Source organism: Thermoanaerobaculia bacterium (assembly GCA_018057705.1).
Classification (GTDB): Bacteria; Acidobacteriota; Thermoanaerobaculia; order Multivoradales; family JAGPDF01; genus JAGPDF01.
Window position 1 is genome coordinate 1 of record JAGPDF010000045.1, and the last position, 21374, is coordinate 21374.

At 70.5% G+C, this 21374-nt stretch carries 12 protein-coding genes; 7 read left to right on the forward strand and 5 right to left on the reverse strand.

Annotated elements, in window-relative coordinates:
* Positions 1-88 precede the first annotated feature (88 nt).
* The 3 genes from KBI44_13950 to KBI44_13960 are packed head-to-tail and all read right to left on the reverse strand — an operon-like array spanning position 89 to position 5838.
* Positions 89-3229: an efflux RND transporter permease subunit gene (locus tag KBI44_13950; protein MBP9145584.1), complete on the reverse strand. Its 3141-nt coding sequence runs from the start codon at positions 3227-3229 to the stop codon at positions 89-91.
* A 9-nt stretch (positions 3230-3238) separates the two neighbouring features.
* Complete coding sequence (locus tag KBI44_13955) at positions 3239-4408, reverse strand: efflux RND transporter periplasmic adaptor subunit (GenBank protein ID MBP9145585.1); 1170 nt, start codon at positions 4406-4408, stop codon at positions 3239-3241.
* Positions 4405-5838: a TolC family protein gene (locus tag KBI44_13960; GenBank protein MBP9145586.1), complete on the reverse strand. Its 1434-nt coding sequence runs from the start codon at positions 5836-5838 to the stop codon at positions 4405-4407. The genes KBI44_13955 and KBI44_13960 overlap by 4 nt, the downstream gene beginning before the upstream one ends.
* Before the next feature lie 183 nt (positions 5839-6021).
* On the opposite strand from KBI44_13960, the gene KBI44_13965 reads away from it, so the two are divergent.
* Positions 6022-8802, forward strand: coding sequence for a M28 family peptidase (locus KBI44_13965; GenBank protein MBP9145587.1), 2781 nt, complete (start codon positions 6022-6024; stop codon positions 8800-8802).
* 4 nt (positions 8803-8806) lie between these two features.
* Complete coding sequence (locus tag KBI44_13970) at positions 8807-9775, forward strand: alpha/beta fold hydrolase (GenBank protein ID MBP9145588.1); 969 nt, start codon at positions 8807-8809, stop codon at positions 9773-9775.
* Between the two features lie 55 nt (positions 9776-9830).
* On the opposite strand, the gene KBI44_13975 is transcribed toward KBI44_13970, so the two are convergent.
* Entirely contained in the window at positions 9831-10994 is a 1164-nt protein-coding gene (locus KBI44_13975) for a DUF4097 family beta strand repeat protein (protein MBP9145589.1), read from the reverse strand.
* 111 nt (positions 10995-11105) lie between these two features.
* Here KBI44_13975 and KBI44_13980 point away from each other — a divergent pair, with 111 nt between their 5' ends.
* Complete coding sequence (locus KBI44_13980) at positions 11106-11828, forward strand: phosphatidylcholine/phosphatidylserine synthase (protein ID MBP9145590.1); 723 nt, start codon at positions 11106-11108, stop codon at positions 11826-11828.
* 81 nt (positions 11829-11909) lie between these two features.
* Complete coding sequence (locus tag KBI44_13985) at positions 11910-13391, forward strand: sigma 54-interacting transcriptional regulator (protein MBP9145591.1); 1482 nt, start codon at positions 11910-11912, stop codon at positions 13389-13391.
* Here KBI44_13985 and KBI44_13990 read toward each other — a convergent pair.
* Entirely contained in the window at positions 13365-14894 is a 1530-nt protein-coding gene (locus tag KBI44_13990; protein ID MBP9145592.1) for a hypothetical protein, read from the reverse strand. The genes KBI44_13985 and KBI44_13990 overlap by 27 nt on opposite strands.
* Between KBI44_13990 and KBI44_13995 the strand changes: the two genes are divergently transcribed.
* The 3 genes from KBI44_13995 to KBI44_14005 all read left to right on the forward strand — a co-directional run bounded on the left by KBI44_13995 (position 14893) and on the right by KBI44_14005 (position 21339).
* On the forward strand, positions 14893-16383 hold the full coding sequence (locus KBI44_13995; protein MBP9145593.1) for a serine/threonine protein kinase: 1491 nt from the start codon (positions 14893-14895) through the stop codon (positions 16381-16383). The two genes, KBI44_13990 and KBI44_13995, sit on opposite strands and share 2 nt — an antisense overlap.
* Complete coding sequence (locus KBI44_14000) at positions 16377-17285, forward strand: hypothetical protein (protein ID MBP9145594.1); 909 nt, start codon at positions 16377-16379, stop codon at positions 17283-17285. Before KBI44_13995 ends, KBI44_14000 begins: the two co-directional genes overlap by 7 nt.
* A 229-nt stretch (positions 17286-17514) precedes the next feature.
* Positions 17515-21339, forward strand: coding sequence for a hypothetical protein (locus KBI44_14005; protein ID MBP9145595.1), 3825 nt, complete (start codon positions 17515-17517; stop codon positions 21337-21339).
* The last annotated feature ends 35 nt before the right edge of the window (positions 21340-21374 follow it).

The following is a 21374-nucleotide window of genomic DNA, read 5'->3' on the forward strand; positions in this document are numbered from 1 at the left end:
TTCCCGCCGCGCTTCCGCACCCGCGAGGTGGAGCTCGCCGCGCGGCTCGGAGCCGGCGAGGTCCTCGAGGGCCGCATCGTGCGCGGCTTCAGGGCCGCGTGGCAGTGGTTGAAGGAGCTCGTGCTGGGAACCCCGGAGAGCGCCGTGCGCGGCGCGCCCTGAGCCGCTCCTTGCCGCGCGCGGCGAGGAGATAGAAGGCCGGCACCACCAGCAGCGAGAGCGCGGTCGAGACGATCAGGCCGCCGATGACAGCCACCGCCATTGGCGCCCGGGTCTCGGAGCCGGCGCCCAGGCCGAGCGCCGCCGGGAAGGCCGCCATCATCGTCGCCGCCGAAGTCATGAGGATCGGGCGCAGCCGCACCGGGCCGGCGCGCAGGATCGCCCCGGCGGCGCTCCGTCCCTTCTCGCGCAGCTGATTGGCGTAGTCGACGAGGATGATCGAGTTCTTCTTGACGATGCCCATGAGGAGCAGGAGCCCGATCATCGAGAAGATGTTGAGGGTCCTGCCCGTCCCCCACAGCGCGAAGGCGGCGCCGGCGATCGACAGCGGCAGGATCGTCAGCACCGTCACCGGGTGGAGGAACGAGTTGAACTGCGAGGCCAGGATCATGTACGCGACGATGATCCCCAGCACCAGCGCGAAGAGCAGTGACGACATCGAGTCGCGGAAAGCGACGCTGGCACCTCCGAGGACGACGCGGACCCCCAGCGGCGAACTCTTGGCGAGCTCCTCGACCTTGGCGAGCGCCTTGTCCTGCGACGAGCCCGGTGCGACGTTGGCGAACACTGTGATTGCGCGCTCGCGATCCCGGCGGGTGATCGCTTGCAGCGCCGGACGCTCCTCCGTCGAGACCAGCGCGGAGAGCGGCACGAGCTCGCCCGTCGACGCCCGCACGCGCAGGTGGGCAAGGTCCTCCGGCCGCGAGCGCTGGCCGGCGAGGAGCCGCAGGCGGACGTCGTAGCGCCGGCCGCCGGCGCTGTACTTGCCGACGCGCACGCCTCCGACGAGGGCGTTGAGCGAGGTCGCGATGTCGTCCATGCCGACGCCCAGGTCGGCGGCGCGGGCTCGGTCGGGCAGGACGGAGAGCTCGGGCATCCCGAGCTGGTAGTCGCTGTCGAGATCGACCACGAGGCCCGACTGCTTGAGCTCGCTCATCAACTGCTGGCTGGTGCCGATCAACTGGTTCCAGTCGGAGCCGCGCACCGAAAACTCGACCGGGAAGCCGCGCTGCGCGGTGAAACCCTGCTGCGATAGGTCCTGGACGACGGCGCGCTGGCCGGGATAGGAGTTGAGCTCCTTGCGAACTTCGGAGCTCCACTGCGCCTGCGTCGCGGCGCGTTCGCCCGGCGGGACGAGGGTCACGAAGTAGACCCCGGTGTTGACTCCGCCGCCCCCGAAGCCGCCGGCGACCGAGAACACGCGCAGCACGTCGGGGCGGGAGAGCAGATACTCCTCGCCGCGCCGAACCAGGCGGTCGGTTTCGGCGAGATCGGAGCCGACGGCGCCGGTGAGCCGGATCATGACCCGCGATTGGTCCTGCGACGGCACCATCTCCTTGGGCATGGCGCGGAAGACGACGATCGCGAGGGCGAAGAGCAGGAAGCTGCCGGCGATCACCCGGACCGGGCGGCGCAGCGCCCAGGGCAGCACCCGCGAGTAGAGCCTGGCGAGGCGCCTGAAGCCCTCGTCGACGGCCCGGCCCACCCGGCTGCGGCGCTCGCGGGAGACGTCGAGGATCTGCGAGCAGCGGGCGGGGGCGAGGGTCACCGCTTCGAGATAGGAGAGCAGCACCGCGACGCAGAGCGTGACCCCGAACTGCAGGAAGAACTTGCCGACGATCCCCTCCATGAAGACGACCGGGATGAAGATGGCGCAGACGGCGAGGGTCGCAGCGAGCGCCGCGAAGGCGATCTCCCGCGTGCCCTCGCGCGCCGCGGTGACGCGGTCCTCGCCCGACTCGGCGTGACGGAAGATGTTCTCGAGCACCATGATGGCGTCGTCCACCACGATGCCGACCGAGAGGCCGAGCGCGAGCAGGGTGAAAGTGTTGAGGGTGAAGCCGAGGAAGTAGATCACCGCCACCGTGCCGAGGAGCGACATCGGTATGGCGAGGACGACGTTCAGTGTCGAAGAGAGCGAACCGAGGAAGAGCCAGCAGACGAGTGCGGTGAGAAGGACCGCGAGGAAGAGCTCGAACTCGATCTCGTTCACCGACTCCTCGATATAGAGGGTCGAGTCGAAATTGGTCTCGAGACTCATTCCGGGCGGCAGGGTCTTCCCGATCTCGGCCATCTCGGCGCGAATCGCCCTGGCCACGGCGACGGCGTTGGCGCCGCGCTGCTTGCGGATCCCGAGGCCCTGCGCCGGCTGGCCGTTGAAGCGCGAGGCGCGCCGGATGTCCTCGAAGCCGTCCTCGACCAGGGCCACGTCTTTGAGGTAGACCGGCGTCCCTCCCGAGGTCGCCCGGCCGGCGATGGCCGGCGCGCCCCCTTCGGCCACCACGATGTTCTGGAGCGTCTCCAAGTCCATCGCCTCGCCCAGAACGCGGACGTTGACCTCGCGTCCCGGCACCTCGATCCGTCCCGCCGGCAGCTCGACATGCTCGCGCACCAGAGCGCGGGTGACGTCACCGACCGTCAGATTGCGCGAGTCGAGCGCCGACGAGTCGACCCAGATCCGGACGTTGCGCTCGATCGAGCCGCCCTCGGTGATCTCGCCGATCCCCGGCACGGTCTGCAGGCGTTCCTTGACGCGATAGCGGGCGTAGTCGGCGATGAACTGGCGCGAATACGGGCCGGTCAGTCCGATCCACATGATCGGCTGATCTTCGGGGTTGCTCTTCGAGATCACCGGCGGATCGATGTCGCGAGGCAGGCGACGGGCGGCCTGCTGAACCTTGGCAGTGACGTCCTGGAGCGCCAGGTCGACGTCGCGCGAAAGGTCGAGCTCGACGGTGACCGATCCGCCGCCCTGGCGCGCGGTCGAAGTCAGGCCGGTGACGCCCTCGACCTGCACCAGCGCCTCTTCGAGCGGTTGCAGGACGTCGTTCTCGACGACCTCCGGGGCGGCTCCCTCCCAGTTGACCGAGACGTTGATGGTCGGAAAATCGACATCGGGCATCTGGCTGATGCCGATACGGGAGGCCGCCACGATGCCGAAGAGGACGGTGCCCGCCATGAGCATCCAGGCGAAAACGGGCTTGTTGATACAGGCTTCCGTGAGTTTCATCGGCGCATCTCAGTTTGGCGGGACGGTGGACGCGGGGCCGGTGACGGTGGCGTCGACCGGTTTTGCCTCGAGGTTCACCTTGGCGCCGTCGCGGAGGGCTTCGGCGCCGCGTACCACGAGGAGCTCGCCGACGGCGAGCCCGCGGCGCACCTCGACATCGCCTTCGGCCGTGCGCAGTCCGAGCTCGAGCACGCGCTCGCGGGCGACGTCGCCTTCGACGACGAAGGCCAGGAAGCCGTGCTCGCTCGGACGAATGGCGGTCTGCGGGATGACCGCTGCGGCGGCGACACCCCCGACCGGGACCTCGACTTCGACGAAAGTGCCTGGACGCAGCTCCGCGCGCGCCGGATCGTCGACCTCCGCGGTCACCGCCACCATCCGGTCGCGCGAGTCGGCGGCCGCTCCGACCAGCCGGATGCGCGCCGAATAGCTCTTCTCCGACCCTTCACGCAGTCGGAAACGCGCCAGCATGCCGTTGCCGAGCGGGGTCGCCTCGTTCTGGGGGACGCGAAAGCGCAGCAGCAGCGGATCGCGTCGCACCAGGGTGGCGATTTCGGTGCCGGGCGATACGTACTGGCCGGTCTCGATGGCGCGGGTCTGGATCACTCCGGCGATCGGAGAGCGCACGATCGCGTCGCGCTCATTGAGCTGGGCCAGGGAGAGGGCGGTCTTCGCCTGCTGGATCTCGGCTCCCGCCGCGGCGACCCGCGTCCGCCAGGCGTCGACCTCTTCGGCGCGCACCAGATCCGGGTTCTTCACGTTCACCGCCTGGCGGCGCTCGAGTCCGTTCTTCGCCTCGTCTGCCGTGGCCTGGGCCTTGGCGAGCGCCGCCCGGGCAGCCGCGGTCGCGAGCGAGTAGCGTTCGGGCTCGATCTCGGCGAGCGGTGTCGCGGCGGTCACGCTGTCGCCTTCGCGGAAGCGCACGCGCTCGACCACGCCGGCGACCCGCGCCGTCACGGCCACCTCTTCGAACGCTTCGATCGATCCGACCGCGCGCACGCTGTATTCGACGTTTCGCGCCGCGACCCGGGCTGTTTCGACCGGAAAACGCACCTCGGCGCGCGCCGGGCGCCCGGTGTCGGCCGTCTTCCCGCCGCAGCCGGCGAGGGCGAAAGTCCAGGGCAGAAGGCAGGCGGCAAGCGTCGCCAGACCGCGCCGGCGGAATCGGGTCGAAGTCACGGAACCTCCGGAGACCCTGGGGATGGACTTTCCAGGGACTGAGACGAAGCGGGCAGGGGCGAGTAGGTGGACGAGGCCAGCCGTGCGCTGCCGGCGGGCCAACCGCCGAGCGCCCGCCGGAGCGCGAGGTCGGCGACGTCGCGGGCAAAGCCCTGGCGCGCGACCTCGACTTCGGCTTCGAAGGCCGAGACCTGGGCATCGGTCTGCTCGAGCGCGGTCGCGAGGCCGTTCTGGAAGCGTTCGCGAACCTCCTCGGCATTCTGGACGGCAAAGGCGAGCTGAGTCCGCGCCTGGGCGAGCGCGGCTTCGGCGGTGGCGAGGTCGGCCGAGGCCCGATCGACCTCCAGCGCCACTTGACGCCGGCGCTGGACGAGGTCGAGCTCGACCTCCCGGGCTTCGGCGTCGCGCTGCGCGGCGAGCGCCATCCGGTCGCCGCCATCGAAGAGCTCCCAGGTGAAGTTCGCCCCGATGTTCCAGTCCTCCGAGTTCCCGTTCAGCCCGGCCTCGTTGGTCCAGCGGTAGAGGCCGCGCAGGTCGAGGCGCGGCACCCAGCCCAGGCGGGGAGCGAGCGCCAGCTGGCGCGCCTGCTGCCAGCGCTGATCGAGGGCCTCGAGCTCCTGCCGGCCGGCGAGGGCCTGCGCGACCAGGACCTCGCGGTCGCTGCCGAGCGGCGCCGGGCGCTCCGGAACCTCGAGCTCACCCACGAGCCGATCGGCCGGCGCGTTGATCAGGTAGAAGAGCGACAGTCGAGCCGTCGTGACGGTGTTGGCCGCCCGGGTGGCGACGAGCTCGGCGGTCGCGAGCTCGAGCTCGGTGCGGGTGAGGTCGTTGCGATTGGCGAGCCCGGCCTCGAGCCGGAGGCGCGACTCGTCCACGGTCTGGCGGCCCACGGCGACGCGCTGTCGTGCCGCCTCGAGAAGACGTTCGAGCGAGAGCGCCGCATAGAAACCGTCGGCGACGTCGAAGGCGAGCGCACGGCGGAGCTCCTGCGATTCGATCGTCTGCGCTTCGAGGCCGACCGTCGCCGCCCGGATCAGCGGCAGGGCGCGGAGGTCGAAGAGCGGGGTTTCGGCCACCGCCTGACTCGAGTAGGCGTCGATGGCCTGCACCGTGACCTCGTCGCCGTCGATGAGCCGGGTCACCTCGCGCGCCCGGCGGGTGGCGTTGGCGGTGATCGTGAGCGCCGGCAGGAACTGGGCGATCGCCTGACGTCGCAGCGCCACGGCGCGCTCGAGCCGGGCGGCCGCGACGCCGGAGACTTCGTTGCCGACGAGGGCGAGCTCGATCGCCTGCTCGAGCGTGAGCGGCGGCCCGGCTGGAATCGGTGCCGGAGGCGGCTGGGCCGGCAGGGGAGAACCGGCAGCGCCCGCAGCGAGGGCGGCCGCGAGGGCGAGAAGCGCGGCGAGCGCGCGGAGTCGTGTCGGATTCATGGCGAGATTCGAACTCCCAGCCCGGCCGGAGTGCGAACGCGGCGGGCTCGGTCAGGTCGAGGATAGCGAGTTCTTTCGCAGAGTAGAAGCCGCGCCGCCCTCCCCATGACGATCGGTACGCGTGGATCCGGTGGAGGGATGCGTCCTGCAATAGAATCCATCTCGAAAGGTGGAGAAGACCCCATGCTCATGAAGTCCCGCATTGCACGCTATCGCCGCGCGCTCGCGTTCGGCGCCGGACTGACCCTCGTGATCTCCGGCCCGGTCGCCGCCCAGGCCGATCCAGGCGGGACAGCGGTCCTGCACGACGCGCGCGAAGTGCACCTGGCGGAGATCCGCCAGCTCACTTTCGGCGGCGAGAACGCCGAGGCCTACTGGGCCGAAGACGGACTCAAGCTCTCCTTCCAGACCACTCGGCCGCCCTACGCCTGCGACCAGATCTTCTCGCTGCCGGCCGATGGCGCGGCCCCGTCGCTGCTCTCGACCGGCAAGGGCAAGACGACCTGCGCCTACTTCTATCCCGACAGCCAGCGCTTCCTCTACGCCTCGACCCATCTCGCGTCGCCCGATTGCCCGGCGCCGCCCGACCGCTCGAAGGGCTATGTCTGGGCGATCGACGGCACCTACGAGCTGTTCGCCGGCAGCCGGGAGGGCGGAGATCTGCAGCAGCTCACGAAGAACGATGCCTACGACGCCGAGGCGACGATCTGCCCGGTCGATGGCTCGGTCGTCTTCACCTCCACGCGTGACGGCGACCTCGAGCTCTACCGGATGGACGCCGACGGCAAGAACGTGGTGCGCCTCACCCACACTCCCGGCTACGACGGCGGCGCCTTCTTCTCGCGCGACTGCAAGCAGATCGTCTATCGCGCCTCGCGCCCGACCGGAGCTGACCTCGAGGACTATCAGAAGCTCCTGACGGAGAACCTGGTGCGCCCGAGCAAGCTCGAGATCTGGGTGGCCGACATGACCCTCGAGGGCGCCCGTGATGCCCGCCAGGTGACCAACCTTGGCGCCGCCTCGTTCGCGCCTTTCTTCTTCCCCGACGGCAAGCGGATCCTCTTTTCGACCAACTACGGCGACCCCAAGGGACGGGAGTTCGACATCTGGGCGGTCGACGTCGATGGTACCGATCTCGAGCGGATTTCCTTTTTCGCCGGCTTCGACGGCTTCCCGATGTTCTCGCCGGACGGCAAGCAGCTCGCCTTCTCGTCGAACCGCAACCAGGGCAAGCCCGGCGAGACCGATGTCTACATCGCGCGCTGGACTGACGCCCCGGCGGTCGCCACGGAGCTCCGCGCCGAGGACCGCTACGGCGCCGACGTCGCCTGGCTGGCCGACGACGCCCGCGACGGACGCGGCGTCGGCACCGACGGCAACGAGGCGGCGGCCGCTTACATCGAGGAGCGCTTCAAGGCGCTCGGTCTCGAGCCGGCGGGAGTCAACGGGGGCTACCGCCAGGAGTTCGACGTCACGGTGGCGCTCACCTCCGGTCCGACGACGGCATTGTCCCTTGACGCAACACCGGTCGCTGCCGACGCCTTCACGCCGCTCTCGTTCTCGAAGAGCGCCAGGGCGAGTGGCGAGATCGTCTTCGCCGGCTACGGGATCGTCGCCAAAGACAAGAACCGCGATGACTACGCCGGCATCGACGTCGAGGGCAAGATCGTGCTGGTCCGTCGCTTCGTTCCCCCCGGCGACAACTTCCAGGACGCCGATGAGCGCCGCTACTCGGACCTGCGCTACAAGGCCTTCACTGCGAGAGAGCACGGGGCCCTCGCACTGCTCGTGGTCGACCTTCCCGAGCTCGCGGAGGGCGTCGCGATGCCCGACGAGGCCCCTTTACCGAAGCTTTCTGCCGAGCAGGCCGGGGATGCCGGTCTGGTCATCGCCGCACTCAAACGTGAGATCGGCAAAACCCTCCTCGAGGGAAATCACGCGGCAGATCTGGTCGTCGAATTGATCGCCGAACGCAAACCGAGCACCAACGTGGTCGGACGGCTGAAGAGCGCGAATCCGCAGGTTCGCCCCGGCGTCGTCGTGCTGGGAGCGCATTTCGACCACCTCGGCCACGGGGGCGCGAGCTCGATGGCTCCCGGCTCCGAGGAGATCCACAACGGCGCCGACGACAACGCCTCGGGGACAGCGGCGCTGCTCGAGAGCGCGCGCATCCTCGCCGGCCGCAAGGCCGAGCTCGCGCAGGACGTGCTGTTCATCGGCTTCTCGGGCGAGGAGCGGGGGCTCCTCGGCTCGACGGCCTTCACGCGCAATCCGCCGGCCGGCCTCGACTTGAAGAGCGTTCGCGCCATGATCAACATGGATATGGTCGGGCGCCTGCGCGACAACAAGCTGGCGATCCTCGGCGGCGGGTCGGCGGAGGAGTGGCCGGCCATCGCGGAGCCGCTCTGCGCCGCGCGCAGGGTGCTGTGCACGACCTCGGGAGACGGGTACGGGCCCTCGGACCAGACGCCCTTCTATGCGGCCGGCATTCCGATTCTCCATCTCTTCACCGGCACGCACGACGACTACCACCGGCCCAGCGACGACAGCGGCCGGATCAACGCCACCGGCGGCGCGACGGTCGCGGCGCTCGCCGCCGACCTCGCGGTCGCGGCGGCGGGGGCAGAGAAGCTCACGCTGCGGTCGGTGCCGGAGCCGGCGCCGCGCGGCGACGTGCGTTCGTTCGGCGCCTCTCTGGGGACGATTCCGGACTACGCCGGGCCGGGCGAGGGCAAGAGCGGCGTGCTGCTCGCGGGTACCCGCCCGGGTAGTGCCGCCGAGAAGGCTGGCCTCCAGCGCGGCGACATTCTGATCGGGCTTCTCGGCCGGGACATCGGCGATATCAACGACTTCATGTTCCTGCTCCGCCAGGCGAAACCGGGCGACAAGGCGAAGGCGGTCGTCCTGCGCGACGGCAAGCGCCTCGAGTTCGAGATCGTCTTCGGCGAATCGCGGCGCATGTAGCCGCTTGCGCCGGGGCACGAGTTTCTCGGGGAAGTTCTGGACGGTCGCGCCGGCGGCGGTGTCGTACTTCCGGCCGCCCAGCGCCCCGCAGCACGAACCGTTTCGCCTTGCGATTCCTGACCCGACGGTCGGTCGGCTCGTCCTCTCCGGTGCGCTGCACGCGCCGCCCACCGCGCGCACACTCCTCGTCGCCCTGCACGGTCTCGGTGGCAGCGCCGAGAGCTCCTATATGCGTCAGTTCGCGACCGCTGCGGTCGCCGCCGGGCACGCCTGTCTGCGGCTCAACCATCGCGGCGCCGAGCGCGCCGCGCAGGACTACTATCACGCCGGGCTGACGCTCGATCTCGAGTCCGTGCTCGGCGCGCCGGAGCTGGCGCGCTTCGACAGGGTCGCCGTCGTCGGTTACTCGCTCGGTGGCCATGTGGCGCTGCGCTACGCGGCAGAACGGCCGGGAAGGACCGACCCGCGACTCTCGGGCGTCGTTGCCGTCTGCGCGCCGCTCGATCTCGACCGCGGTGCGACGGCGCTCGACTCTCCTGCCGCCTGGCTCTATCGCCGGTACATTCTGCCGGGACTCAAACAGCACCTCGACGCGGTGGAGAAGGTGCGTGCAGTGCCGGTCGATCGGATGCGGCGGGCGCGGGTGCGGGGGATCCGCGAGTGGGACGACCTCGTCGTCGCGCCTCGCTGGGGTTTCGCCTCGGCCGAGGACTACTACGCCCGCGCCAGCGTCGCGCCGATCCTCGACCGGATCGCGCTGCCGGCCTGGATCATCGAGTCGGAAAACGATCCGATGGTGCCGGTCTGGACGCTCACGAGCGCCCTCGCGCGCGTTTCGCCCACCACCGAGGTCACCTGGACGCCGCGCGGAGGCCACGTCGGCATGCCCGCGGATCTCGACCTCGGGCGGCCGGGTCCGAAAGGCCTCCACGCCCAGCTCCTCTCCTGGATCGCCATGACCCTGTCCTCCTAGGGCGAGGTCGGGCGGTCCCAGAGCGAGCGCGGCGAGAGTCGAGCGAGAGTCGAGATTACCGGGCGGTGCGCACGGTGACGTCGCCGCTGCCGGTGGAGATGGCGGCGGTGCCGGTGGCGGCGCCGATCTCGGCCTTCAAGTCGCCGCGTCCGCTGTGGGTCACGCGGCTCGACGGCAGGTCGAGGGAGATCTCTCCCGAGCCGGTGCTCACGGCCATGCGCACCTGCGGCGCCGCGGTCGCCGGGCTCGCCTCGAGGGTGACGTCGCCGCTGCCGGTGTCGATCGCGATCCGCGAGACGGTCGAGAAGTCTCCCGACAGGGTGACGTCTCCCGAGCCGGTGTCGGCGTTGAGGTTACTCCCCAGTTTCAGTGCTTTGCCGACGATGTCACCCGAGCCCGTGTCGCAACTGAACGCTCCAGCGACGTCCTGAAGGTGGATGTCGCCGCTGCCGGTGTCGATGTCCACTCTGCCGGCTGCGACCTGCTCGAGCCGGACGTCGCCCGATCCGGTGTCGACCTGGACGTCGCCCTTCTGCCTGCGAATATGGACATCGCCTGAGCCGGTGTCGGCGGAGAGGCTGCCCTCGCCGTCCTGGACCTGGATCTCGCCGGTGGCGATGTCCAAGGTCTGGGCGCCGCGGACGCCGGACGAAGCCACCACACCGATGCCGTCCTTGACCGTAACGCCGACTCCTGCCGGGACCTCGATGCGGAAGTCCGCGTAGAGGGTCAAAGCGCCGGCCCCGGGCTGACTCACGATGCTGACCTGCCGACCGTCGTACTTGAAGTTGGAGCTCCCCATGTCGAGCCACTCGAGGAACCAGGGCAACGCTTCGCCCTCGCCCTGGCGCGGGTAGCAGTACTTGCGGCTCTCCTCGAGCGGGTAGGTCGCCTTGACGATCCAGCGATCGCCCTTCTCCTCGTAGGTCACGTTCAGGAGCCCGGCGACCCGTTCGGCCTCGGCCGCGGTCTTGCCCGCGGCGAAGACCGTCCCGGCGATCCGGACCTCCGACCCGCTGGTGGCGGCGACGGTGACGTTCCCGGCCAGGTTGTGCAGCTCGACGACCAGATTGGGGCGGCCGGCGAGCGTGCGCTCGACCTGGCGCTGGGCGTCGGCAGCGAAGGCGGGGGAGAGGCTGGCCAGAGCGACGGCGCCGGCGACCAGGAGGAAACGGGCCGAAGAGATCGTCGGGAGCTGGGGGGCGCGGGTTCGGAACATCGGAGTCTCCTCGTCAGGGTGGAAGGACCGACTACCCCCTGCACTACGGGCCCGTCGCCCCGAAGTTACAGCCGGACGGGCGATCTGCCGATTCAGTTATGCTCTGGCATCGTGAGAAATCCACGGCTGCCGGTCCGCAAGGTCGTGCCGAGTCTGGTCACCGGCGCCGGCCTCGTTTTCGGCTTCTGCTCGATGCTCGCAGCGTCGCAGGGCGAATACGACATTGCCGTCTACCTGCTGGTGGCGGCCATCTACTGTGACCTGTTCGACGGCCAGCTGGCGCGCCTGCTCAAGGCGACCAGCCGCTTCGGCCAGCAGTTCGACAGTCTCTCGGACGCCCTGTCGTTCGGCGCCGCGCCGGCCTTCCTCGTCTATCAGGCCCTGATGCGTCCGCTCGGACCCTGGGGCGTCGCCGCAGCGCTGGTTTTCGTGATGGCGGGGGTACTCCGCCTGGCGCGCTTCAACGTGACCGCCGACGCGCATACCAAGGACCGGCGGACGCTGGGCGTGCCGATTCCGATCGGTGCGGGCTACGCCATGGTCGTCGCGCTGATGCGCGACCACATCCCTCCGGCCGCCGCCGCCGCGACCCTGATCCTCATGGCGCTGGCGATGGTTTCGCGTGTCCGCCTGCCGCAGTTGAAGAAGAACTCGGTGGTCACGACGATGCTGCTGGTGGGTATCTGCAACTACATGGCGGTCGTCGCGTGGCCCAACTGGACCACGGTCGTCTGGTGGAACGTCTGGAACGCGGTGATCCTCGCGACCGCCTGGCTCGAAGAGCGCCGGCAGCGCGGCGAGCAGGACGATTCACCGGAGCCGACGACCACTTAGCCCGGGCCCGGTGCCGAACCGCGCCGAGCCATCTCCCGCGAAACGGCGGACCGATCGCCGGGCGTGCGAGGATCTCCGACCATGAAACGGGAGGACTCCAAAGTCGCTGGCAGGCAAGAGCGATTCCGGCTCGTCGCCGAAGCGGCCGGACGCCGGCTCGCCCGGCTGGTGCCGCCTCAAGGGACGAGCGTCGGCAGCTCCGTACGCAACGATCTGCGCCTCGAGGCCAGCGGTGTCTCCCGGCACCATGCCCGGTTTGTTCCCGCCGGCGAGGTGCTCTGGGTCGAGGATCGAGCCAGCAAGAACGGTATCTGGCTCGGCGACCGCCGGATCGACCGCCAGGCGCTCGTCGCCGGCGACCGGGTGCGCCTGGGCGAAGTCTGGATCACCGTCGAGCGTGTCGCCGCCGATGACGCCGAGGTCGCTCTCGCCTGGCCGCGCATCCCGACCCACCCCACGGCGCCGGCACTCGACGAGCCGACGACGTTCCTTCCCGGTGTCGGATCGCCGTTCGAGTTGCAGCCGGTCGAGACGCTCTTCCCGGGACTTCGCCTGCCGGAGGAGTTCGTCGTCGGGCCCTCCAGCCGCATGCTCCGCCTGCTGGGCGAGGTGGAGCGTGTCGCCGCCGACCGCTCGCCCGCGCTGCTGCTGGGCGAAACCGGCACCGGCAAGGAGCTCGTCGCGCGGGCGATCCATCGGAGCTCCGCGCGGAGCAGCGGCCCGTTCGTCGCCGTCAACTGTGCCGCTCTCCCTTCGGAGCTCGTCGAGGCCGAGCTCTTCGGCGTCGCGCGTGGCGCGGCAACGGGCGTCGCCGCGCGCATCGGTGCGCTGCGCACCGCCGACGGCGGCACCTTCTTTCTGGACGAGGTCGGAGAGCTGCCCATGGTGCTGCAGGCGAAACTCCTGCGGATCCTCGAGAGCGCCGAGCTCGCTCCCCTGGGCGGACCGGCGACGCCGCTCGACGTCCGCTTCGTGGCGGCGACCAATCGCGACCTGCGCGTCGAGTGCGGAGCTGGTCGCTTTCGTCCCGACCTCTACTTCCGACTCGCCGCTTTCACTCTCTCGCTGCCCCCGCTGCGCGAGCGCCGCGAGGACCTTCCGGCGCTTCTCGGCGCCTTCGTCGAGCGATTCTCGCGCGCCGCGGGGCGTGAGCCGGCCGGCCTGTCGCTTCGCCTGCTCGAGTGCGTCGAGAGCTACGGGTGGCCGGGAAACCTGCGCGAGCTCGCACACGAGGTGCGGCGCTGGGTCACTTTCGCCCCGGAAGGGGAGATTTTCGACTCGTCGCTGCTCTCCCCGGAGATCCGCGTTTCCCTCGACGCCGAACGGGATGCCGGAAAAGGCCGACCGGCGGACGACTCACTCGACCTCGACTTTCGGCTGGCGGCGACCGAGCGCGAGATCGTCTCTCGGGCCCTCGCCGTCGCCAGCGGCAACCAGAGTCTTGCCGCGCGGCTCCTCGGCATTTCGCGCAACGGTCTGGCGGCGAAGATCGCGCGCCACGGCCTCGCCGCCGCCGGCGAGGCCGGCGGATCGAGTTCAGAACCGGACGACGACCGAACCTGAAGCGAGTCGGCGGCGGCGGGAGGCGTCGAAGCCGATGTCGACGCTGATCGACGTCGGCCGAAGCCGATTCGCTCCTTCGGCGGCGAAGGGATGAGTCCAGCCGACGCCGGCGGCGCCGTGGATCGAATCCTCGCCGGAGACGAATCTGCCGGCGAGGCGCGGATTGTCGCCGACGTAGCGCACCTGGTGCTCGGTCTCCCCCCAGACTCCGGCGCGCAGTGCGAGAACGTCTCCGCTCGCCCGGGGCCGGGCCCATTCGAGTCCGGCATGCAGCTCATAGCCGTCGTCCACCTCGAAGAGCTGCAGGGAGTCCTTGCCGGCGTTGTAGCCCTCGTCGGGAAGATCACCGGCACCGGGGCAGCAGCCGAGCGGCTCGCCGCCGGCGAAGCGAACGTCCTTGAGGACATTGGCGCGCGGCGCGAGCTTCGAGGAGCTGACGTGCTTCAACTCGGTGGAGAGCAGCCAGTTCGTGCGCGGCTCGAAGACCCAACCGATACCCCAGGAATCCGGAACGCGAAACCGCCCGCGGCCCGTCCGCCGCAGCGCCTCGAGCTGTTCGTCCGGGTCGTCGGCGACGCCGTCCGCCACCGCGGCGGCGCCGAAGTGGAAGGCGTAGTCGAACGCAAAGGAGGGGCCCGGACGGTAGATGCCGGCGACCCGGTGGCGGCTGTCGGCGCTCGACCAGAGGAAGCTCGCGGCGCCGCTCCAGGCGGTCGAGTCGCCCGCCTGGACATGGCGATCGAACTCGTTCGCCGCGGCGTAGATCTCCGGATCGTCGTCGAACCGCGTCTCGCCCTCGGCGGTCAGGCCGCGATAGCGATGGGTCGTGGCGTCGAAGCGAAAGCGGAAGGACTGAACGGTGGCGCCGATCCAGAAGCGGTCCTGAAGGCGATAGGCGCCCGAAAGTCCGAGGTCTTCGATCACCAGGTCGAGCTCGGCCGAGATGGGCGCTGCGCGGCGCCGGACCTCCTGCCCCAAGGCGCCGGCGGTCGAGAAGAAGAACCCGGCACTTTCGTCGATCGACGCCGCGAAGCGCGAGAGCTCGTGGCGGAAGATCGCGACCGCCCAGTCGCGGCGCGGATAGACGACGGAGAGGAAGGAGATGCCGGTCGTCCGCGAGGTCGAGCTGCTCTGGGCGAGCTCCGGGAGGGCGTCGATGTTCGAACCCTCGGCGAGCGTCGCTGCGGTCCCCGTCGGGGTGCCGTTGAAGCTGCCACCGTCGACGTAGCGGGTCTCGAAGGCGGCGCCGCGCGCTTCGATGGCTACCTCAGGGCGATGAAGCTCGAGGAGGCCGGCCGGATTCGCATAGGCTGCGGTGGCGTCGTCCGCGAGAGCGAGGAAGGCGCCTCCGAGACCGAGGCTGCGCGCGCCCGGAGGGGAAAAATCGAACTCGAGACCGGCGCCGATCTCGTCGTTGGTCTGAGCCCCGGCGCTCGCGGCCAAGGTCGCGAGACCGAGTGCCGCGAGCAGAATCAGAGTGCTAGTCTGGAACGTCTCCGACATGAGTCCTTTGCCCCCGGGTTCCCTCGATCCAGCCCTCGGTTCGTCGGTGCTGCCGCCGGGTTGCCGGATCGGCGGACACTATCGTGTTCTCGATCGGCTCGGCCGTCCCGGCGGCTTCGGCCAGACCTATCGCGCGCTCGACGAGCGCCTGCGCCGGGAGGTCGCGATCAAGGAGTACTTCCCGCGCGAGCTGGTGAGTCGCGCCGGCGAGGACCCGCTCGTGCGCCCTCTCGGTGCGAGCGAGAGCGCCCAGTTCGAATTCGGCAAGCTGCGATTCCTCGAGGAGGGGCGCACGCTCGCCCGCATCAGTCATCCGCGCGTCGTGCGGGTGCTCGAGCTCTTCGAGGAGAACCGTACCGCCTATCTCGTCATGGAGTACCACCGCGGCGCGAATCTCGCCGAAGTGGCGGCTCTCTCCGGTGGACGCCTGGACGAGGAGATCGTCCGGACGCTCCTGCTCGAGATCCTGGACGGCCTGGAGGCGGTGCATCGTCAGGGCGTGCTGCACTGCGACATCAAGCCCTCCAATCTCTATCTGACCGGGACGGGAGTGCCGCTGCTGCTCGACTTCGGCGCGGCGCGGCGCGACTTCGGCGAGCGCACGGCGACACTCGACGGCATTCTCTCGCCCGGCTACGCGCCGTTCGAGCTCTTCCAGGAGCGCGGGCGCCTCGGCGCCTGGACGGACGTCTACGGTGTCGCCGCGACCGCCGTGGCGCTGCTCACCGGCGAGCGTCCGCCGAGCGCCGCGGACCGGATCGCCGCCGATCCGTTGCGTGCCGCAGGACCGCTCACCCTGCGCCTCCCGCCGGGGCTGCGGGCACCCCTCGTCGCGGCGCTCGCCGTGCGGCCGGAGGAGCGCACCGCGAGCGCGGAGCGATTTCGCGCCGGGCTGCACGCCGCGGAGGGCGCCACGCCGGCGCCAGTCGCGCAGCTCGCCTCCCTCGCGCAGGAGTCCATGGCGCGTCTCGACGCTGACGCCGAGGTCGCGACGGGGAGCTCGACCACGACGATCTCGCGGCCCTCCGCGCGCCGTCGACGCGCGCGGTCGAGGCGATGGCTCGTCGCGGCGCTGCTCAGCGTCGTCGCGGGGGCGGCGATCTGGACGGCCTGGTACCTGCGCCTCGCTGGCGCGAATCCGCCCTTTCCGGCGCCTGCTGCGGTTCCTGCGCCAGTGGCCCGCGAGAATGCCTCCGTTGGGGCGACGGCGCCGCTTCCATCCGGCGAGGTGCTGTTCGAAGTCGTTCCGTTCGGGGAGCTCGTCGAGCTGCGCGACGCCACCGGTCGCGAGCTCCTGGGCGCCGCTCCCATAGCGCTGCCGGCGCGTCTGCGGCTGCCGACCGGCGACTGGACTGCGGTCCTGCGCTATCCGGTCTCCGGAGAGCTGGCGGCGCTGCCGTTGCGGGTCGTCGCCGGCGAGGCGCTGCGGCTCGAGCACCGTTTCGCGCGTCTCGAAGCGCGCGCCTACTTCGAGGCCACGGGATGGTGAGGCACGCCTCGGCGCTCCTCTGCCTCGTGCTCGCAACGGCCGCTCCAGCGAGCGCCGGCGAGCCGAAACCCGCGGCGGTGCGGGCCTATGAGCGCGGCGCCCGCGAGCTCGAATTCGGGCGCTTCGGCGAGGCCGCACAGGCCTTCGCGGCGGCGATCGCGCTCGACCCGGACGAAAGCCCGCAGCCGGTGGCGCGCCCGTCAGGGATGAACTTCGAGCCCTACCTGCCGCATCTGGCGCTCGGCGTGGCTCTCTGCGAGAGCGGCGAGATCCCGGCGGCGGCGGCGAGCTGGGCCGAGTCGGATCGCCAGGCGGCCGCGCGCGCCTCCCGCGGCGCCGCGCGCCTGCTTCTGCGGCGAACGGAGTGCAGCGATCGTCATCGCGAGAGCCTGAGCCAAGCGGAAGGGACACGGGCGTCTGCGCCATCACCCGCCGTCGACGTCGCGTCCGCCGCGCCGCCGGCGATCGTGGGCCCGCAGCCGGAGGAGAGCGCGCCTGCTGTCCCCCCCGCTGGTCCCGGGGAGATCGAGCCGCGCGAAACCATCGCAGCCGCGCCGCCGGCCGTCCTCGATTCGCCGCCTCGGGCGCTCCTGCGCGCTGCCCAGGAGCTCTTCGACGGCAGGCCTGCCGAGGCTCTTGCCCTCCTCGAGCGCTTCGCCTCGGAGCGCTCCCGGGCGCGAGCCCAGGCCCACCTGCTGCGCGCCGCCGCCTGCTTCGACCTGGCGCGCCTCGAACCGGACTCGGCCGACGAGTGGCTCGCCCGCGCCCGGTCGGAACGCCGCGCTGCGATTGGCGCTGCGCCCGCACTCGCGCCCGATCGGCGCTTCTTCGCGCCCGCCTTCGTGGTGTTCTTCGCCGACAGCGCGCAGGCGAAGCCTCTGCCGGACCTGCTCGCGCGCTGAGCAGGCCTGCGCGCCGGCCGCGCAGCGTTCGCTCTCGAGCCCGCAATCCGGCGCGCGATCGCGCCGCTCCCAGGTGACACAAGTGCTTCTCAGGACTGGCTTTGCTGCTCCCGACAGGGCGCCTTTTCGAGTTGGCCCCGACCTTGCTCTTTGTCCACTGCCCGGCAGGAGCTCGAGGTCGATCTGCGACCGGAGGGCGGCTCGGGCGCACAATAGGGAAGGGGACGCGATGCGCGAACGAGCTGTGGTGACCCTGGCAGTCCTTGTCTGTCTCTGGCCGGCCCTCGCGTCGGCGATCTCGGCACCGCGCCTCGTCGCGGACTTCGCAACCGTGGTTTCTTCGCGCGCGGGCTCGGAGCCGTCCGAGTTCGTGCGGGTCGGATCGTTCGTGCTGTTCACCGCCCGCCCGGACGATCACGCGCGGCGGCTCTTCCGCTCGGACGGAACCGCCGCCGGGACGATCGAGCTCGCCAACGGCTGCGGGCCGCTCGACACCGGCGGTTTCGAGCTGCGCTTCACGACGGCTTCGCTGGCCTACTATGCGGTGAACTGCGCCGGGGGCGGGGAGGCGCTCTGGGCGAGCGACGGTACGCCTGCGGGCACCAGGGTCCTGCTGGCACCCGGCTCGTATTACACCCCGGGGTCGCAGATCTCGGTCGAGCGTCGGATCGAGGAGGAGGGTGGCACCTTCTTTCTCCAGGGCGGATGGTACGACCGGCCGCTCGAGCTCTGGCGTACCGACGGAACCGCCGCCGGTACCGCCCGTGTCGCCGTCGTGAGCACGAGCGACAGCGTCCGGGCGGGGCTGCATCGGCGGGCCGCGAACGACCTCCTGATGCTGGTGGAGGAGACCTCGCGAGAGCTCGTCGTCTGGCACAGTGACGGCACTTCCGATGGCACCGTAGCGGTGCGGTCGCTGGCGTTTCCGGACCAGAACGCCAGCCTGCGATCGTTCACTGGGATCGCCGACGGCATCGCCTTCACGGTGTCGCTCTCCGAGCCATCGCGCGTCGAGCTCTGGTACTCGGACGGTACGGCCGCGGGGACCGCGCTCGGAGCGGTCCTGCCGATCGGAGTGACCGACGAGCCCGTGGCGCACGCCGGCTCGATCTACTTCACCGCCGCGGTCGGCTGGACGGAGTGGGTCTGGCGCGGTGACGGGACGGAGGCGACGACTCGCCCCATTGTCCCCCTGGGCTCGCGCGACGCCCGTACGGCTTCGTTCGAGTTTTTCGACGGCGGGCTCTATCTCGTCGCCTGCGGCGACGACCGCCGCTCCTGCAACCTGCTGCGCGCGCCCCTGGAGGGCGGTATCGCGACGGAGATCGCGGAGACCTGCGACTCCCACTCCTGCGAGAGCTACGACGACGAGCTCTGGGTGCGTGGCGTCGGCGGACGGCTGCTTTTCACCCGCAGAGACGAGTTCTCCGTGGCGGTCTGGTCGAGCGCTCTGGACGGCACCGGCGCGACGCAGGTGAAGACGCTCTGTGAGGCCGATCTCTGCTTCGCTCCGAACGTCCAACCGGTCGTCCTCGACGCCGCGCTCTTCTTCGCCACCGTGACGGACGAGGCTCTGGCCCGCGAGCTCTGGACGAGCGACGGAACGCCCGCCGGGACCCTGCGTCTGGCCGGGCCGCTTGCGGGCATCCAGTGGTACGTCTACCCCTATGCGTGGGAACCGATCGCGGCGCTGCCGGGAGGCGGCGGATGGGTCTTCGCCGGCGCGGATACGGAGCACGGCATCGAGCTCTGGCGCGCCAGGTCGCAGGCCGACTCCGGAGCGATGGTCGAGGACTTGCGACCGGATCGCCCGGGTCTCTTCAACCCGGAACCGGTCGGCGCGGTCGGCTCCACGTTCGTCTTCGCGCTGCCGAGTGACGACGGCGACGAACGGACGCTCTACCGCCACGCCATCGACGACGGCCCGGTCGAGCCGTTTCTGACCGTGCCGGTGCATCGCGGCCGCCACGGCATCCGCAACGCCCCCCCCGCGCTGCGCGCCGCCGGGAACGCCTGGTTCTTCATCGAGCACGACCTCGGGGACGAAGGCCCCTTCGCCGAGCAGATCTGGCGCTACGACCCGGTGTCGCGCGACCTGCGCACGCTCTTCGCGGACGACCCGCGGGTCACCGGCATCGGCGCACGGGCCGACGATCTGCTGCCCTCCGGCACCGACTACCTCTTCCTCGGTTCGACCGACCCGGAGCTCCACCCGGCGATCTACCGCCTGCGACCGCGGTCGGGCGCGATCTCGAAGCTGATGGACCTGCCGGCGGAGCACGCGACCTCGGTCGGGCAGAGCGGCGACTTCTGGTATCTCGTCGAAAACGGGGAGCGCGTGGTCGCCGTCGACCTCGCGCGGCGCACGCGCAAGGTGCTGGGCGATTTCCCGGGCGCCTGGGTCACCCAGGCGGTAACGCTCGCCGACGGTCTCGTCTTCACCGTCGACTGGCAGGCAACCGGCGAGGGTACAGGGCTCGAGCTGCGACAGAGCTCCGGCGACGGCACCCGCCTCGTCGCGCAGTGGCCGTCGATCGTCGACGGCTGCCCGTTCTACCTCGGGCTGCCGCCCAAAGGGAGCGCGAGTCCTGCGCTCTTCGCGGCGCAGACGTACTGCGCGAACCAGACCGCCGACCTGTGGGTGAGTGACGGCAGCTTCGACCGGACGCGGAGGTTGCGGAGCTTCCCGGGAGAGCAGCTGGATTTCGCGCGACAGGCGGATCGGCTGCGCGGAGACCTCTTCTTTCTCGCCTCGCGGTGGGACATCGCGACACAGACGTCGACGTACGAGATCTGGAAGTCCGACGGCACCCCGACGGGGACGCTTGCGGTCGCCGACTTGCCGGCGGAGCCCAACTCGGGCAGCTACAACTTCACGGAGGCGGCGAGGGGCGCGGAGGGGATCTACTTCGCCTGGTCGGACGCCGTCCACGGCGGCGAGCTCTGGAGAACGGACGGCACCTCCGCCGGTACCGGTCTCGCGGCGGATATCGAGCCGGGTCCGGAGAGCTCCTCCCCCTGGCAGCTGCGGACAGTTGGCGATCAGGTGATCTTCCGCGCCGGCACCGCGGCCACCGGGCTCGAGCTCTGGCAGGTCGACGGCGGGTTCCCGACCGCCCAGCCGGTCGCCGATCTCTACCCCGGGATCGAAAGCTCGGCGCCGATCGCGCTGGGAACCACCGGTGAGGCCCTCTACTTCCTGGCCGACGATGGCGTCGTCGGGCGGGAGATCTGGGAGGTCGATCGGCCGTCGGTGGCCCCCTGCGTGGCCGACGCGACGACGCTCTGCCTCGCGGACGGCCGCTTCCGGGCGCGCGCGGTGCGGAGAGACTTCGCAGGCGAGCTCGGTACGGCCGGTGTCGTGCCGCTCACCGGCGACAGCGGCTACTTCTGGTTCTTCGCGCCGGGGAATCCCGAAGTGCTGCTCAAGATCGTCGATGCCTGCGGTCTGCCCGGCTTCGAGAACTTCTGGGCGTACTCGACCGGGCTCACCAACGTCGAGGTCGAGCTCGAGGTCGTCGACACCTCCACCGGCGAGCGCAAGGTCGTCCGCACGGCGCTGGGCGAGGCCTACGGTCCGCTGTTCGACAGCGGCTCGTTCCAGGTCTGCGCCTTTGGCGGCGCCGGCGCCGGCGGCGCGCCCGCGCCGGCCTCCGCCGCCGACGCAGTGCTATCCACCGTCTTGCCGCTCCTCGACGGCCGGTTCGAAGCGCGGGCGTCGTGGAGGAAGCGCGACGGCACGACCGGCGTCGCGACCGCGGTGCCCTTCACCGCGGACAGCGGCTACTTCTGGTTCTTCGACCCGGCGATCGTCGAGGTCCTGGTGAAGATGGTCGACGCCTGCGGTTTCGAGGGCTTCGACAACTTCTGGGTCTTCGCCGGCGGCCTGACCGACGTCGAGGTGCACCTCGAGGTGACCGACACCTGGAGTGGCGAGGTCGTCCGGCACGACAACCTCCAGGGACAGCCGTTTCCGACGCTGCTGGAGACAAGGAAGTTACGAGTATGCGCCGCACGCACTTCCAAGCCAGCAGAGTCAGCGGAGCGACATTGACTCGGCGACCCGAAGTGCGGGGAGCGACTTGGCTC